At 72.0% G+C, this 16,732-nt stretch carries 13 protein-coding genes; 7 read left to right on the plus strand and 6 right to left on the minus strand.

Annotated elements, in window-relative coordinates:
- Positions 1–171: 171 nt before the first annotated feature.
- Positions 172–1,722: a helicase HerA-like domain-containing protein gene (locus AB0M70_RS38285; RefSeq protein ID WP_365827785.1), complete on the plus strand. Its 1,551-nt coding sequence runs from the start codon at positions 172–174 to the stop codon at positions 1,720–1,722.
- A gap of 41 nt (positions 1,723–1,763) precedes the next feature.
- Here the strand turns inward: AB0M70_RS38285 and AB0M70_RS38290 are convergent, their stop codons facing one another.
- Positions 1,764–1,937: a hypothetical protein gene (locus AB0M70_RS38290; RefSeq protein ID WP_365827787.1), complete on the minus strand. Its 174-nt coding sequence runs from the start codon at positions 1,935–1,937 to the stop codon at positions 1,764–1,766.
- Between the two features lie 562 nt (positions 1,938–2,499).
- Positions 2,500–3,072, minus strand: a complete 573-nt coding sequence (locus AB0M70_RS38295; protein WP_365827789.1) for an HhH-GPD-type base excision DNA repair protein — start codon at positions 3,070–3,072, stop codon at positions 2,500–2,502.
- Positions 3,073–3,263: 191 nt separating this feature from the next.
- Here AB0M70_RS38295 and AB0M70_RS38300 point away from each other — a divergent pair, with 191 nt between their 5' ends.
- Positions 3,264–4,865 carry an ABC-F family ATP-binding cassette domain-containing protein gene (locus AB0M70_RS38300; protein ID WP_365827791.1) on the plus strand — a complete coding sequence of 534 codons (1,602 nt, stop codon included), beginning with the start codon at positions 3,264–3,266 and terminating at the stop codon, positions 4,863–4,865.
- A 17-nt stretch (positions 4,866–4,882) separates the two neighbouring features.
- On the opposite strand, the gene AB0M70_RS38305 is transcribed toward AB0M70_RS38300, so the two are convergent.
- On the minus strand, positions 4,883–6,079 hold the full coding sequence (locus tag AB0M70_RS38305; protein WP_365827793.1) for a cation:proton antiporter: 1,197 nt from the start codon (positions 6,077–6,079) through the stop codon (positions 4,883–4,885).
- 38 nt (positions 6,080–6,117) lie between these two features.
- A complete protein-coding gene (locus AB0M70_RS38310; protein ID WP_365827795.1) occupies positions 6,118–7,017 on the minus strand; it encodes a LysR family transcriptional regulator in 900 nt (299 codons plus the stop codon).
- A 141-nt stretch (positions 7,018–7,158) separates the two neighbouring features.
- On the opposite strand from AB0M70_RS38310, the gene AB0M70_RS38315 reads away from it, so the two are divergent.
- On the plus strand, positions 7,159–7,644 hold the full coding sequence (locus AB0M70_RS38315) for a cupin domain-containing protein (protein ID WP_365827797.1): 486 nt from the start codon (positions 7,159–7,161) through the stop codon (positions 7,642–7,644).
- 8 nt (positions 7,645–7,652) lie between these two features.
- Positions 7,653–10,964: a BTAD domain-containing putative transcriptional regulator gene (locus AB0M70_RS38320; RefSeq protein WP_365827799.1), complete on the plus strand. Its 3,312-nt coding sequence runs from the start codon at positions 7,653–7,655 to the stop codon at positions 10,962–10,964.
- A gap of 72 nt (positions 10,965–11,036) precedes the next feature.
- On the opposite strand, the gene AB0M70_RS38325 is transcribed toward AB0M70_RS38320, so the two are convergent.
- Entirely contained in the window at positions 11,037–11,861 is an 825-nt protein-coding gene (locus AB0M70_RS38325; RefSeq protein WP_365827801.1) for an ABC transporter permease, read from the minus strand.
- A 142-nt stretch (positions 11,862–12,003) separates the two neighbouring features.
- Positions 12,004–12,957 carry an ATP-binding cassette domain-containing protein gene (locus AB0M70_RS38330; RefSeq protein WP_365827804.1) on the minus strand — a complete coding sequence of 318 codons (954 nt, stop codon included), beginning with the start codon at positions 12,955–12,957 and terminating at the stop codon, positions 12,004–12,006.
- A gap of 390 nt (positions 12,958–13,347) precedes the next feature.
- On the opposite strand from AB0M70_RS38330, the gene AB0M70_RS38335 reads away from it, so the two are divergent.
- From AB0M70_RS38335 to AB0M70_RS38345, 3 genes are all read left to right on the plus strand, one after another.
- Positions 13,348–14,727: an FAD-binding oxidoreductase gene (locus AB0M70_RS38335; RefSeq protein WP_365827806.1), complete on the plus strand. Its 1,380-nt coding sequence runs from the start codon at positions 13,348–13,350 to the stop codon at positions 14,725–14,727.
- Positions 14,728–14,790: 63 nt separating this feature from the next.
- The gene (locus tag AB0M70_RS38340; protein WP_365827808.1) at positions 14,791–15,075 is read left to right on the plus strand and encodes a hypothetical protein; all 285 of its coding nucleotides are present in this window, start codon (positions 14,791–14,793) and stop codon (positions 15,073–15,075) included.
- A 26-nt stretch (positions 15,076–15,101) separates the two neighbouring features.
- The gene (locus tag AB0M70_RS38345; protein WP_365827810.1) at positions 15,102–16,196 is read left to right on the plus strand and encodes a sulfite oxidase; all 1,095 of its coding nucleotides are present in this window, start codon (positions 15,102–15,104) and stop codon (positions 16,194–16,196) included.
- Positions 16,197–16,732 lie beyond the last annotated feature (536 nt).

The raw sequence follows: 16,732 nt of genomic DNA on the forward strand, positions 1-16,732 counted from the left end.
CCGGGAACACGCACGCCGGGAACAGGGGCAGAAGTGAGCGACAGCCGTCCGATCCCGTCCATCGCGGGGACCGCAAACCCCTCTAACGTGTCTTCGCCGGTCACCGGGGTGACGACCGGAGGGGAAGATTCCGGTGGGGGTGGTGGGGGTGCCGCGTTGCCGCAGGGAGCGATGGAGCTCGTCTCCGGTTATGCCTTCGCCGGGCCCGCGCTGGACCTCGGCGCGCTCCTGTGGGACGGCCAGTGCCTCCCCGACGCCCAGATCCGTATCCCGCTGGCCATGCTCAACCGGCACGGGCTCGTCGCGGGCGCGACCGGCACGGGCAAGACGAAGACCCTCCAGCTCATCGCCGAGCAGCTGGCCGCGCAGGGCGTGCCGGTGTTCCTCGCCGACATCAAGGGGGACGTCTCCGGGATCTCGGCGCCGGGGGAGAACGGCGAGAAGGTCGCCGGGCGGGCGCGGGAGGTCGGGCAGACGTGGGAGGCGACGGGCTTCCCGAGCGAGTTCTACGCGCTGGGCGGGATCGGCACCGGGATTCCGGTGCGAGCCACGATCACGAGCTTCGGCCCTGTACTCCTGTCGAAGGTCCTCCAGCTGAACCAGACGCAGGAGCAGTCGCTCGGCCTGATCTTCTACTACGCCGATCAAAAAGGGCTTGAACTGGTCGACCTGAAGGACCTGCGGGCCGTGGTGACGTTCCTGACGTCGGACGAGGGCAAGTCCGAGCTGAAGGGGATCGGCGGGCTCTCCACGGTCACCGCGGGCGTCATCCTGCGGGCGCTGACCGCGTTCGAGGCGCAGGGCATGGGGGACTTCTTCGGGGAGCCGGAGTTCGACACGAGCGAGTTCCTGCGGGCGGCGCCGGACGGGCGGGGCTTGGTGTCGGTGCTCGAACTGCCCGCGGTGCAGGACAAACCCCAACTCTTCTCGACGTTCCTGATGTGGCTCCTCGCGGATCTCTACAACGACCTGCCCGAGGTGGGCGACGTGGAGAAGCCGAAGCTCGTCTTCTTCTTCGACGAGGCGCATCTGCTCTTCAACGGGGCGTCCAAGGCGTTCCTGGAGGCGATCACGCAGACGGTGCGGCTGATCCGCTCGAAGGGGGTCGGCGTCTTCTTCGTGACGCAGACGCCGAAGGACGTGCCGTCCGACGTCCTCGCCCAGCTGGGCAACCGCGTCCAGCACGCGCTGCGGGCCTTCACCCCGGACGACCAGAAGGCGCTGAGGGCGACGGTGCGTACGTTCCCGGACTCGGCGTACGACCTGGAGGAGACGCTGACCGCGCTCGGCACGGGCGAAGCGGTGGTCACCGTACTGAGCGAGAAGGGCGCGCCCACGCCGGTGGCCGTGACGCGGCTGCGGGCCCCGGAGTCGCTGATGGGGCCGGTGGATGCCGGTGCGCTCGACGCGGCGGTGAAGGGTTCGCCGCTGTACGGGCGGTACGCGGAGGCGGTCGACCGGGAGTCGGCGTACGAGAAGCTGACCGCTCGTCAGGCGGAGGCGGAGGAGGCGGCCGCGGAGGTCGCGGCGGCGGCGGAGGCGGCGAAGGCGGGGACGAAGGCGGGGCCGAAGGGCGGCAAGGCGTCCGGGACCGAGTCCGGCTCCGTGGTGGACCAGGTGGTGGGGAGCGGGATCTTCAAGTCGCTCGCGCGGTCGCTGGGGACGCAGATCGGGCGGGAGATCTCGCGGTCGGTGTTCGGGACGGCGCGGCGCAGACGCTGATCCTGGCGGGGCGCCTGGACCCGGCGTCTGCGCCTGGGGGCCTAGAGGTCGCGCGAGGTCTGCACGCCCCGCTCCCGCTCCCTCTCCTTCTGCTCCTGCTGATCGGCCTCTTCCGTCTGCGCCGGCGCCGGGGTGACGGGGCTCGGGTCGGGTGCGTTGCGCACGGCTTCGGCGCGGAGGAGGGCGTGCAGGGCCGCGTACGGGTCGATGGGCATGGGTGTCTGTCCTCGCTGCTGGGGTGGACGTGGTCGTGGTCGTGGGGTGCCGGGACCTGTCAGCAGCGGAGGACGACGGAGCGTGGTGCGGGTACGTGTCTACGGCACCGGGTGGGGCGGGGGAGGCTCCGGCGCGGGGCGCGGGGCCGGGCGGCCGGAACGCTGACGGTGGCGGAGCGTCGGCCGGACACCCGGACGGAACTGTCGACGGTGTCCTGATGGGCCTCCCCGGCGGGCTCGGTGGAGACGACCGCGGGCGGGGCGGGGGCGGCTTCGGAGGAGCCGGCGGGCGCGAGAACGGCCCCTAGCAGGGCCAACAGAATGAGAGCAGCGCGAAGCCAGGCAGGACGGCGGACCACGACACGACTCACAAGATGCATGTCCCACAACCGACCCCCACACCTGTGCCCCGACACACAGATACGCCCACTTGGGCTACGGGGGCGACCGGGTGGGTGGGTGGGAGAGGCTTGTTCGGTCAGGGGTGGATGCGGGGTGATCGGGCGGGTGGGTGGGAGAGGCCTGTTCGGTCAGAGGGAGGCGCGGGGCGCCCAGGCCGAGGTCAGTGGCCGGAGGCCTTCAGCTGCTGCTTGTGGGCGCGAACCCGCTGCAGGGATTCGGGGCCGGTGATGTCCGCGACAGAGCGGTACGCGGCCGGCTCCCCGTACGCCCCCGCAGCCTCCCGCCACCCCTCAGGACGTACGCCCAGCTGCTTGCCGAGCAGGGCCACGAAGATCTGGGACTTCTGCTTGCCGAAGCCGGGGAGGTCGTTCAACCGCGTGAGGAGATCCTTGCCGGACGCGGCGCCCTCCCACAGGGCGGCGGGGTCACCCCCGTAATGCTCCACGAGGTACGCGCACAGCTGCTGGATCCGCTTCGCCATCGACCCCGGATAGCGATGCACCGCGGGCTTCGTGGAGAGCAGCGCGGCGAACTCATCGGGGTCGTACGCGGCGATCTCGTGCGCGTCGAGATCGTCCGCGTTCAACCGCCGCGCGATCGTGTGCGGGCCCGCGAACGCCCACTCCATCGGAACCTGCTGGTCCAGCAGCATCCCGACGAGCGCGGCCAGCGGACTGCGGCCGAGGAGCGCATCGGCTTCCGGCTCCTGGGCCAGGTGCAGGGTGACGTCCATAAAGTCGATCATCCCGCGCCCGGAGGGGCTCCGCACGGGGAGGCCCTGAGCGCCGTGGAGGGAGAAATCCGCGTGCGGTCCCGGAACCCCGGTCGCTACCCTCGCCGTATGTCTACGCCCCGCATCTCCTAGCCAGGACACCGGTCTCCACGTCACCCGTGTGTCCATTCGCTACTGCGGAGCGTTACCTCATGATCACCGCCCGACGCATCGACGTCCGCGGCGGCGCCCGGCTTCTGCTGGCCGGCGCCTCCTTCCACATCGCCCCCGGCGACCGCATCGGCCTGGTCGGCCGTAACGGCGCCGGCAAGACCACCCTGCTCAAGGCCCTCGCGGGACAGCTCGCCCCGGCCGCCGGCACCCTCACCCGCACCGGCTCCCTCGGCTACCTCGCCCAGGACCCCGCCGCCGCCGACCCCCACGACACCGTCACGGCCCGCATCCTCTCCGCCCGCGGCCTCGACCGAGCGGCGCAGGCCCTGCGTACCGCCGAGAGCGCGATGGCCTCGGCGAGAAGCGACGCCGAGCAGCGGCGGGCCATGGCCGCCTACGCCCGCGCGGACGACGCGTTCCAGGCCAGGGGCGGGTACGCCGCCGAGGCGGAAGCCGCGCGCGTGGCCGCCGGCCTCGGGCTCCCCGAGCGCACGATGGACGCGCCGGTGGGCCACCTCTCCGGCGGCCAGCGGCGCCGCGTCGAGCTGGCCCGCATCCTCTTCGCGCGCCACGACACCCTCCTCCTCGACGAGCCGACCAACCATCTGGACGCCGATTCGGTGAGCTGGCTGCGGGGTTATCTCGGGACCTATCCCGGCGGCCTCGTTCTCATCAGCCATGACACCGGGCTCCTCGCGGACACCGTCAACCGCGTCTTCGCGCTCGACCCGGGCCGCGCCGCCCTCGACGTACACAACACCGGCTGGCACACCTACCTCGCCCAGCGCGCGGCCGACGAGCGGCGGCGCAGCCGTGAGCGGGCCAACGCCGAGCGCAAGGCCGCGTCGCTGCGCAGCCAGGCGGAGAAGATGCGCGCGCACGTCGCCACCGCCACCGCGGCGAAGAACATGGCCCGCCGTGCCGACCGGATGCTCGCCGCCACCGAGCCCGTGCGACGCGGCGAGCGGGTCGCGCGCATCCGGCTGCCCGAGCCCGCGCCGTGCGGACGTACGCCGCTCGGCGCGGTCAGCCTGGTGAAGGCGTACGGAGACCATCGCGTCCTGGACGGCGTCGACCTGGCCGTCGACCGGGGGAGCCGGCTCGTCGTCCTGGGGTTCAACGGCGCGGGGAAGACCACCCTCCTGCGTCTCCTCGCCGGGGCCGAACTCCCGGACGGCGGCCGTGTGGTGCACGGTCACGGCGCCCGGCTCGGCTACTTCGCGCAGGAGCACGACACCCTCGACCCGGGATCGACCGTGCGGGAGAACCTCGCCGCCGCCGCTCCAGGCCTGACGGACGGTGAAGTACGGGGTGTCCTGGGGTCCTTCCTGTTCCGCGGGGACGACGCCGACAAGCCCGCAGCGGTGCTCTCCGGCGGCGAGAAGACCCGGCTCGCGCTCGCGGGGCTCGTGCACTCGGGGGCGAACGTGCTGCTCCTCGACGAGCCGACCAACAACCTCGACCCGGCCTCGCGCGACGAGGTGCTCGGCGCCGTGGGCACGTACCCGGGCGCCATCGTGATGGTCACGCACGACGAAGGGGTCATCGACGCGCTGCGGCCCGACCGCGTGCTGCTCCTGCCGGACGGCACCGAGGACCTCTGGGGCCCTGACCACCGCGAGCTCATCACGCTCACGTAGGGCCCGCCGGAAGGACCTCAGCCGGTGCCGGAAACGCTGAGGCTGCGCGGCGAACGCGCCCGCAGTCTCAGCGCGAGCAGCGGGAAGACGAGCACCGACACCATCGCGGCCCCGACAAGGGCCGCGGCCTCACCCGCCGTCAGGGCCTTGTCGTCGAGGCCGATGGTGGTGATCGCGACGACGAGCGGCAGGGCCGTCGAGGAGTAGAGCGTGAGCGCGCGCCGGTCGTGCGCGGCCAGGTCACGAGGGGCGAGGAAGTACACCGGCAGGCCGCGTACGACGAGGAAGAGGAGGAGGAAGGCGGGCAGCAGGACGAGTGCGCGGCCGCCGTGCAGCAGGGCGTCCAGATCGAAGTCGATGCCGGTCACGATGAAGAAGACCGGCACCAGGAAGCCGAAGCCCATCGCCTCGATCTTCCCGAGGATCACCTCACTGCTCCCGGGCACCGCGCCCTGCAGCACGAGCCGGGTGAGCAGGCCCGCCGCGAACGCGCCCAGGAGCGTGTCGAGACCGAAGGCGTACGAGAGGCCGAGCATCGCGGCGAGCAGCAGCATCACGAAGCGCACCGCGAACTGGCCGCTGCTGTGCAGGGTCTTGGCGATGACCTGGGCGAACCAGGGCGGCCTCGGCCGCAGCGCCCAGAAGACCGCGGCGGCCGTGACGGCGGCGAAGGCGACGAGCACCACGGTCGAGACGCCGGGGGAGCGTCCGCTCAGGAGCAGCGACATCGCGATGATCGGGCCGAACTCGCCGACCGCGCCGAAGGCCATCATCACCGTCCCGAAACGGCCCCGCAGGTCCCCGGAGTCGCGCAGGATCGGGAGCACCGTGCCGAGCGCGGTGCTGGTCAGCGCCGTGCCGATGACGAAGCTCTTGGTGACGGCGCCCGTGGTCAGCGCGAACGCGACGCCGAGGCCGAGCGCCAGCGAGATCACCCACGCCCACACCGAACGGCGCAGGGTGTCGCCGCGGACGGCGCCGAACTGGATCTCGTAACCCGCGAGGAAGATCAGCATCGAGAGGCCGAGGTCCGAGAGCATGTCGATGGCCGCGTCCTGGTGGGCCCACCCCAGTACGTCGGGGCCGATGAGGATGCCGAGCAGGATCTCGAAGATCACCAGAGGGACGGGGAGCCAGCGGCTGAAGCCGTGGGTGAGGAGGGGTGCGAGCACGGCGATGGCCATGATCAGGATGAGGGTCCCCGGCTGCGACATAGCTTGTATTTAACCCAAAGCCGGGCAAATGTGTCGCCTCAGGGCAGGTGGGCCGCCGTGGCGCGGAGTGCGTTCAGGAGGCCGCCCACCGCCGGGCGGTCCGGTGCCGGTCCCCGCACCGCCGCGTGGATCGACCGGAGCGGCACCGGATGCCGGACCTCGCGGACGACGACACCGGAGTGGGGCGTGTCCAGGCCCAGTTCCGGTACGAGGCTGACGCCGAGCCCCGCGGCGACGAAGCCCTGTGCCGTGGCGTAGTCCCCGCTCTCCACCACGAAGTCCGGGCTGAAGCCGGCCGACCCGCACGCGTCGAGGATGGGGTCGAGACAGGGACCCGGCGACTCGCTCGCCACCCACGGCTCGTCGGCCAGGTCCGTCATCTCCAGGAGCTGCTTGGCGGTCAGCGGATGCCCCGCGGGCAGCACCGCCTTGTACCGGTCGTCCAGGAGATGCTCGAACCGGACGCCCTCCACGCCCAGTTGGCCCCGCGGCCTGACCACGAGGGCGAGGTCCGCCTGCCGGTCCCGGACGGCGGGCAGCGGGTCGTCGGGGTCCGACAGCTTCAACTCGACCTGCACACCCGGCTGCGCGCGCCGGAGCGCGGCCAGGGCCGGGGCGACCAGCTTGGCGCCCGCCGTCGTGAAGTACCGCATCGCGACCCGGCCCGTCCGCCCCGCCCGCAGCTCGGCCAGGGCCGTCTCCGCCTCGGCGAGCTGCTTGCCGATCGCCACCGCGTACTCGGTGAGCAGTCGCCCGGCGTCCGTCGCCCGTACCCCGCGGCCGGTGCGCTCCAGGAGGGCGATGCCCGCCTCCTTCTCCAGGGCCGCCATCTGCTGGCTGACCGCGGAGGGCGTGTACCCGAGGTTGCGTGCCGCCGCGGTCACGGACCCGCTGGTGACCACTGCCCGCAGGACCTGCATGCGCCGCGTATCAAGCATGCAGGTCACCTTAATCCTGCCCGGGAACTCTTTCGCACAACTAACAGGGCGAGCGGGCAGAGGCTGGATAAGGTCGGCACGCAGTGAGCGACCACTGCCGGCCGGCGTCAACTGACCGTGTCACGAAGGATGGAGCGGACCATGTCCTACCCGGAGCCCCGCTATCACGGCGAAGAAGGCGAGATCAACGCCGTGTTCAGGCCGGTCGATCAAGAGCCCGAACTGGTGCGCCCCGGCGGCAACCGCACGCACTACCTGGCGACCCACGCCTCCACCGGCGGCGAATTCGGCCTCTACAAGGTGGACTTGGGCCCGAAGTCCCCCGGCCCGAAGACCCACTTCCACAAGGCGATCTCGGAGTCCTTCTTCGTCCTGTCCGGTCAGGTCCAGCTCTACAACGGCGAGCGCTGGATCACCGGCGGTCCCGGCGACTTCCTGTACGTCCCGGTCGGCGGCCTGCACGCCTTCAAGAACGACGGCGACGACCCCGCCTCCATGCTCCTGCTGTTCGCGCCCGGCGCCCCGCGCGAGGAGTACTTCGAGCAGGTGGCGGAGATGGCGCAGAAGGGCGGCAAGGAGTTCGGCGAGTTCCTCGTCAAGCACGACAGCTTCTTCGTAGAGGACTGAGGGACCCGGTGAAGATCTGCCTGCTCGGCCCGCTCGAAGTCACCGCCGACGACGCGACACCCCTAGCTCTGGGCGGCGTACGGCTGCGCATGCTGCTCGCGCGGCTCGCCCTGGAGAGCGGGCGGCCGGTCTCCGTCGACGCGCTGGTCGACGGTCTGTGGGGCGAGCAGCCGCCCGCGGACGCGGGCAACGCCCTGCAGGCGCTGGTGTCCCGGCTGCGCAAGGCCCTGCGGGGGGCGGGGACGGTGGATTCCGTCGCGGGCGGCTACCGGGTGACCGTGGACGCGGACGACGTGGACGCCCACCGCTTCGAGGCGCTGGCCGCGCGGGGCAGACGTGAACTGGCCGCGGACCGCCCGGCGGAGGCCGCGTCGACACTCGCCGACGCCCTCGCGCTGTGGCGGGGCCCGGCCCTCACGGACGTCCTCGACGCCCCCTTCGCCCGCCCCGCGGCCGCCCGCCTCGACGACCTGCGGACCGCCGCCGCCGAGGACCGCTTCGACGCGGCACTGCGCCTCGGGCGGCACGCCGACATCCTCGCCGACCTTGAATCGGCGGGCGCGGAACGCCCGTTGAGCGAGCGCACGGCCGCCCTGCGGATGCGCGCGCTGTCCGCCGCGGGCCGCAACGCCGACGCTCTCGGCGTGTACGAGGAGATGCGGGCACGGCTCGACGACGAACTCGGCGTGGACCCGTCGGCCGAACTGAAGGGCGTCCATCTCGCGCTTCTGCGAGGCGAGTTGGAGCAGCCGCCCGCGCGCCACGAGCCCGCCCCCGCACCGAACCGCCTCCCCGCACGGCTCACCAGCTTCGTCGGCCGTGACGCCGAACTCGACGAGGTCGCCGGGCTCCTTGCCGCCTCCCGCCTCGTCACGCTCGTCGGGCCCGGTGGCGCGGGCAAGACCAGGCTGGCGCTCGAAGCCGTCTCGCGGCACCGGGCCCACCGGCTCGGGCGGGTGTGGTTCGTGCCGCTGGCCGGTGTGGGCACCCCGGACCAGCTGACGGATGCCGTGCACGCGGCGCTCAGCTCGGGGTCGGTGGCTTCCGGCGGCGGAGACCCGGCCGGCGGCGGCGTGGGGGTCGACCGCGTGACCGAGGTGCTCGACGTCGGCGAGACCGTCCTCGTCCTCGACAACTGCGAGCATCTGGTGGAGGCGTCGGCGACCCTCGCGCACGAACTCCTGGAGCGCCTCCCGCACCTGACGATCCTCGCCACCAGCAGGGAGCCCCTCGCCATCACCGGCGAGGCGCTGTGTCACCTCGGGCCGCTCGGAGTGCCCGCGGGGGTCCCGGAGCTCGCGGAGGCGGCCGAATCGCCTGCGGTACGCCTCTTCGCCGACCGGGCGTCCGGAGTACGGCCCGGCTTCGCGCTCGACGCGTCCACCGTGGACCCGGTGGTGGAGATCTGCCGGCGTCTCGACGGCCTCCCGCTCGCGCTCGAACTGGCCGCGGCCAAGCTGCGTTCGATGAGCGTCGGCCAGATCGCGCGCCGCCTCGACGACCGGTTCCGGCTGCTCACCTCCGGCAGCAGGACCGCGCTGCCGCGCCAGCGCACGCTGCTCGCGCTCGTCGAGTGGAGCTGGGACCTGCTCGACGAACCCGAGCGGATCCTCGCCCGCAGGCTGTCGGTGTTCCCGGGCGGGGCGACCCTCGCGGCCCTGGAGGCGGTCTGCGCGGACGAGACGCTGCCGGCCGACGACGTGCTGTACGTCCTCGGCTCCCTGGTGGAGAAATCCCTCGTGGAGACGTCCCTCGTGGAGACGTCCCTCGGGGAAACGTCACTCCTGGAGAGCTCCGACGACGGTGCCGACGCCGACGGCGAGCAGCGCTACCGGATGTCGGAGACGGTGCGCGCCTTCGCGGCGGGCCGCCTGGCCGAGGCGGAAGCGGAGGCCGCACCCGTGCCCGACGGCGGCGTCGGCGCGGGCGATGGCGCCCGTACCGCGGACCGTTTCGCGACCTACTTCCTCGCCCTCGCCGAGCACCATGAACCCGCCCTGCGCACCGGCGACCAGCTCCGCTCGCTCGCGCTGTTCGACGCCGAGCACGACAACCTGGTCGCCGCCCTGCGCGGCGCCTTCGCGGCCCGGGACGCGGCCCTGGCGTCCCGGTTCGTGCGCGCGCTGTTCTGGTACTGGGGGATCAGGGGGATGAGCACCCAGTTCGAGACGTTCCTCGCCGAGGTGCTCACCTTCGACGAGGCCCTGCCCGGCCGGGCGCGGGCCGCCTTCCGCGTGGTGCGCCTGATGGCGGGCACACCCGGAACCGCGGACTCCGACGACATACCCGTACGGGCCCTGATCGAGGACTGCGAGCGGGCCGACGCCGGAGAGTTCCACCCGGCGCTGCTGCTGTGGACACCGATGCTCGCGTTCCTCACCGGCAACGCCGACCTGGGCGAGAGCGGCCTGCGGCGCGCGGCGGAGCGGCCGGAGCCCTGGGTGCGGGCGACCGCGCACTGGGCGCGGGACTTCGTGCTCACCGGGCGGGGCGAGCAGCCCGCGGGAGCCGAGGCGCGCCGCGCGGCCCTGCGGGGCTTCGAGGCGGTGGGCGACCGGTGGGGCCTGGGCCTCGCGCTGCTCGCCGTCGGCGGTGACCACTCCCTGCGCGGGGAGCACGGCGAGGCGATCGCCGCGTACGCGCGAGCCGTGGCCGTCAGCGGTGCACTGGGCGCCGAGGACGACCTGTTCAACAGCCTGGCGCGGCTCGCGGCGGAGCGGCTGCGCGCCGGCGACCGGGAGGGCGCCCTGCGGGACATCCACGCGGCACAGCGGCAGGCCAAGGAGCGGGGTTACCGGCGGATGGAGGCCGAGATGCTGTTCAGCCTGGCCGATCTGCACCGCAGGTCGGGCGAGTGGGACGAGGCCGACCTGATCCTCGACCGCCTGGACACCGTCGCCGACCGGCTCACGCTCCCCGACGACATGGCCCGCGACCTGATCGCGGGCGCCCGCATGGCGAACCGGCTCGCGCAGGGCGACACCGCGCGGGCGCGCGAGCTCCTGCCGAGGGCGGTGAGCGGGGCCTTCGCCCGGGGCGAGGTCGCGGACATCGCGCGGGCCGCCGAACTCCTGGCCCGGCTGCTCCTGTCGGAGGGTGACGCGGCGGGGGCGGCCACCGCGCTCGGCATGAGCCAGGTCGTGCGGGGCGTGTTCGACGAGGGGGATCCGCAGCTGCGGGAGCTGGTGGGCGAGGTGGCGGGGCGGCTCGGCGCCGCCGGGTACGAGGAGGCGTACGGCAGGGGCGCGGGCCTGCCGAGGGCGGACGCGCTGAACCGGCTGACCGGGGAGGCCGGTCAGCCGGTGACGTCGTACTGGTGAGGTGTGCTGCCGGGGTGGGCTGGTGAGGTGTGCTGCCGGGGTGTGCTGCCGGGGTGTGCTGGTGATGGCGGCTCAGGCGGCGCGCTTGCGGTAGGCCCGCATCGCGAGCGGGGCGAAGACCGCGATCACGCCGACCATCCAGGCCAGGCTGCCGAGGAGGGGCGTCGCGACCTCCCCGCCGTTGAGCAGGCCGCGCATGGTGTCCGACATCAGGCTGACGGGGTTCACGTCCGACCAGACCTGCAGCCAGCCCGGCATGGTGGTGTCCGGCACGAAGACGTTGCTGGCGAAGGTGAGCGGCAGGACCAGGACGGTCATCAGGCCCTGCACCGAGCCGGGGGTCTTGACCAGCATGCCGACGTACACCGACATCCAGGAGAAGCTGACGGCGAAGCCGATGAGCACCGCGAGCGCGGCCAGTGCCGCCACCGGGTCGGTGTCGGGCCGATAGCCCATGACCAGCGCGAGGGCGACCAGCGTGACGAGGCAGACCACGTATCGGACGACGTCGGCGAGCACCGCGCCGATCAGGGGCGCCGAGCGGGCGATCGGCATGCTGCGGAAGCGGTCGAAGATGCCGGTGCTGGAGTCGGCGTTGAGGGAGACCCCGATGCCGATGCTGGCCTGGAAGACGGTCATCACCATGATGCCGGGCGTGATCATCTGCAGGTAGGCGTCGGTGTCGCCGCCCGCGATGGCGCCGCCGAAGAGGTAGACGAACATCAGCAGGAAGACGATCGGCGTGAGGACGACGTCGACGAGCCGTGCGGGCGACTTGATGAACTTGGTGACCCCGCGCCCGGCCAGCGCGAGGCTGTGGCGGGCGGCCTTGGCCGGGGTGATGCGGAGCGCGGGGGCGGCCGACCGCGGGGCGTGCGGGAGGGTGACGGTGCTCATGACGGGTCCTTTTCGGCGTGAGGTCTTCATCGGCGTGAGGTCTTCATCGGCGTGAGGTCTTCATCGGCCGGAGGTCTTCATCGGCGTGAGGCCGTGTTCTGCGTGCGGCGGTCGGGGAGTCGGGTCGCGGCGCGGTGACCGCTCACCTGACGGCGGCCTTCTTGGCCGCCCCGCCCGTGAGCGCCAGGAACACCTCGTCCAGGCTGGGCAGGCGCAGGCCCAGCTCGTCGGCCGTGATGCCGGCCCCGTCGAGGCGTCGTACGAGGGCGGAGACCAGCATCGGGTCGTCGACCGGCACGGTCAGCGAACCGTTGTCGGTGTCGCGCTGGGGCGCGGTGCCGGTCAGCTCGGCGAGGATGCCGCTCACGACGTCCAGGTCACCGGCGACCGTCGGCCGCACCTGCAGCGTCTGACCGCCGACCCGCCGCTTGAGCTCGTCGGGACGCCCCTCCGCGACGACCCGGCCGCGGTCGAACACGGTGATGGAGTCGGCCAGTTGATCGGCCTCCTCCAGGTACTGCGTGGTGAGCAGCACGGTGGCCCCGTCGGCGACGAGCCGCCGCACGACCGACCAGACCTCCTTGCGGGCATGCGGGTCCAGGCCGGTGGTCGGCTCGTCCAGGTACAGGACCTCGGGCCGCCCGACGAGGCTGGCCGCGAGGTCGAGGCGGCGCCGCATCCCGCCGGAGAAGGTGCTGATCGGCCGCTGGGCGGCCTCCGTCAGCTCGAACTGCTCAAGCAGCTCGACGGCCCGCGCCTTGGCGTCCCGCCGCGACAGATCGAGCAACCGCCCCAGGAGTACGAGGTTCTCGGCGCCGGACAGTTCCTCGTCCACGGAGGCGTACTGACCGGTGAGACCGATCAGCCCCCGCACCCGCACCTGGTCCCTGACCACGTCGTGCCCCCCGACGGTGGCGTGCCCCGCGTCGGGCCGCAGCAGCGTCGACAGGATCCGCACGGTGGTGGTCTTGCCGGCGCCGTTCGGACCGAGCACCCCGATCACCTTCCCGGCCGGGACCTCCAGGTCGACGCCGTCCAGCGCGACGAAGTCCCCGTACTTCTTGACCAGACCCTCGGCCTTGATGGCGTACGACATCGTGGTTCTCCTCCGCGGCCCTGTCCGGGCCTCTCGTCCTGTGCTGCGTCCTGTCCTTCTCGACGAGCAAGACGATGCCGGGGGCCGCTGACAGCGGGCGGCCGGCAGGCTGACAGGAGCTGTCAGCGCCTGTCAGCCCCCGTCAGTTGGGGCGGCGGCGCCGATCGATCGCGGTCACGGAATCGCGCTCACGGCCGATGAATTGCGGTCATGGCCGAACGGCGGGACGCTGGAGAAGTCAGCTCTGGGGCTGGTGGAAGACGTCGGCTCCGCGGCTGACGGGGGCGCCAGGACGCCGGCGCACGCACCGCTCACCGACGGCCCGACAGGGGGAGGCCGGTCGCGAGGCCGGTTGCGAGAAGCGGTGCGCGCCTCGGCAAGGAGCCCGTCATGGACGGCAGCACCCTCGAAGACATGAGAGCCGCGCTGCGCGGCCCGGTCATCGGTCCGACGGACCCCGAGTACGACCGGGCCCGCACCATCTACAACGCGATGATCGACCGCCGCCCGGCCGCCCTCGTGCGGTGCGCGGACGCGGCGGACGTCATGGCCGCCGTCGACTTCGTCCGCGACCGGGGCCTGGAACTCGCCGTGCGCGGCGGCGGCCACAGCGGCGCCGGGCTCTGCGAGGTGGACGACGCGGTCACCATCGACCTCTCCCCCATGCGCTGGGCGCGCGTCGACCCGGTGGCGAGGACGGCCCGCGTCGGCGGCGGCAGCCAACTCGGCGACCTGGACCACGCCGCCCACGCCTTCGGCCTCGCCACCCCCGCCGGGATCATGTCGACGACGGGCGTCGGCGGCCTCACCCTCGGCGGCGGCCACGGGCACCTCACCCGCAAGTACGGCCTGACGATCGACAACCTCGTCGCCGCGGACGTGGTGCTCGCCGACGGCAGCTTCGTCACCGCGAGCGAGTCCCAGCACCCGGACCTGTTCTGGGCGCTGCGCGGCGGAGGCGGCAACTTCGGCGTCGTCACCTCGTTCCGCTTCCGGCTGCACCCGGTGGGTGACGTGGTCGCCGGGGCCACCGTGTGGCCGGTCGACCTGACCGGTGACGTCCTGCGCTGGTACCGCGACTTCCTGCCGCAGGCACCGGACGACCTGAACGGCTTCTTCGCCGCGCTCACCGTTCCGCCGGGCCCGCCCTTCCCCGAGGAGATCCACGGCCAGAAGATGTGCGGCGTCGTGTGGTGCTGGACCGGCGACCCGGACGACGCCGAGGACGCCCTGGCCGCCGTACGCGAACCGGGCCCGCCCGCCTTCCACTTCACCGCGCCGATGCCCTACCCGGCGCTGCAGACCATGTTCGACGAGCTGATCCCCGCCGGCCTCCAGTGGTACTGGCGCGGCGACTTCTTCGACCAGATCACCGACGACGCGATCGACGTACACAAGAAGTACGCCGAGAACCTCCCCACCGACCTGTCGACGATGCACCTCTACCCCGTCGACGGCGCCGCCGCCCGCGTCGACCAGGAGGACACCGCGTGGGGCTACCGCGACGCGGTCTGGTCCGGGGTCATCGGCGGCATCGACCCGGACCCGGCCAACGCCGGGGCGATCAGGCAGTGGTGCGTCGACTACTGGGAGGAGCTGCACCCGCACTCCATGGGCGGCGCCTACGTGAACTTCATCGGCGAGGACGAGAGCGAAAGCCGCGTGAAGGCCACCTACCGGGACCACTACGCCCGCCTCACCCGCATCAAGAACGCCTACGACCCCGCCAACCTCTTCCACGCCAACCAGAACATCGCCCCGGCACCGTGACACGGCGCCGCGACGCCACCAACCGATTCATCACTCGATGTCACTCGACAAGGAGCAGTCGTCATGGCGATCTTCATGCACGCCGCCGTCCCGGGAATCACCACGGACCAGTACGACACCCTCAACGCGAAGCTCCAGGAGACACCGGAGATCTTCGACGGCTGTGTCGCGCACGTGTGCGTGGCGAGCCAGGACGGCCTGGACATCTACGACGTCTGGGAGTCCGAGGAGCACATGAACGCGTTCGGCGAGAAAATGATGCCGGTGGCGGCCGGGCTCGGCTGGCCGGTCGGCGAAGGAAAGTCCGAGGTGTCCACGATCTACAACCACTGGATCCCCGGAGCCTGAGCGAGGCCGCCGTGGAGCGGACATCCATGGGCGATGTAAGCGCACCGGGAAGGGTCGCCGCAGCCGGTGAGGGCATCAGCGAGGAAGAACTGGCGCTGGCGGCACGCAACCACGGCCTGCCGCTGGAGACGTTGCGCCACGACGTCACACCGCCGGGCCTGCATTACGTGCTGGTGCACTACGACATCCCGTACATCCCCGAGGCGGACGCGAACGATTGGCGGCTCTCCGTAGGAGGGCGGGTCGACACACCCCTCGACCTCGGCCTCGCGGAACTACGGCGACTGCCGGCCGTCACGCACCGGGTCACGATGGAGTGCGCGGGCAACGGCCGCGCCAGGCTGACGCCGCGCCCGGTCAGCCAGCCCTGGCTGGTGGAGGCGGTGGGAACGGCCGACTGGACGGGCGTACCGCTGCGGACCGTGCTGGCCGGGGCAGGGGTCGAGGCCGGCGCGGTCGAGGCGGTGTTCACGGGCGCGGACCACGGCGTCGAGCGCGGCGTGGAGCAGGACTACCGGCGCAGCCTGGCGCTCCCGGTGGACGCGGACGTGCTGCTCGCGTACGAGATGAACGGCGCCCCGATCCCGCCCCAGCACGGCCACCCGCTGCGTCTCGTCGTCCCCGGCTGGTACGGCATGGGGAACGTCAAATGGCTCCGCTCCATCGAACTGGTCGACGCCCCTTTCACCGGCTTCCAGCAGGCGGTGGCGTACCGCTACCGCCAGTCCCCCGAAGACCCCGGCGAGCCCGTCACGCGCATCGCCCCACGCGCCCTGCTGATCCCGCCGGGTTTCCCGGACTTCATGTCACGGGTACGCGTGGTGCGCAGCGGACCGGTGGATCTGCGGGGACGCGCGTGGTCCGGACGCGGCCCCGTCACGCGGGTCGAGCTGAGCGCCGACGACGGCCACACCTGGACGGACGCCGAGGTGACCCCGCCCGGCGCGCACCGCTGGGCCTGGCAGCCCTGGCACACCACATGGACCGCGACCCCCGGCCACCACACCCTGACGGCCCGCGCCACCGACACCACCGGCCGCACGCAGCCCCTGGAACCCCCATGGAACAGAGGCGGCTTCGGAAACAACGCCACACAACGCGTCCCGGTCCTGTGCCACTGAAAGCCCCCGGAAACGTCGAAGGGCCCCACTGCGAACAGTGGGACCCATCAACCTCGTGCCCGGTGAGGCACTGGCGGAGGATACGAGATTCGAACTCGTGAGGGGTTGCCCCTCGGGACCAGCAGCTCGAGGTTGTCCACGTCGGAGGTGAAGATGGTGACCTGCCCCTTCTGCTGTCGTGCGATACCCAGAACATTCGGAAAGGAGGAGTGCCCTTCTTTGCCATTCGTGAGGCCTGTGACTCTGAAATGCCGATTGAATTGGCCGCTCCGCTGAAGCTGATGTGCTCGGGGAGTAGCTCGGAAAATCGATAGTAGAGATTCGTTCCGTCAACCCAGGAGCGCCCCGTCTGTTTGGGAGTGATGGCAGGCGTCTCTTTTCCGCCTCGGCTGCCGCTGCGGATTCTTCCGTGGAGGTCCTGGCGTGCTCCATGGCGCCCATTCGCTTCAGTAGGGCCCCTGTGCGCTCGCCGCGAATTCTTTCATCGGCATCGGGATCGCGGACAATTGTGGCGTCGACTACGGGCCCGGGTGAAC

This window comes from Streptomyces sp. NPDC051214 (genome assembly GCF_040682375.1).
Taxonomy (GTDB): Bacteria; Actinomycetota; Actinomycetes; order Streptomycetales; family Streptomycetaceae; genus Streptomyces.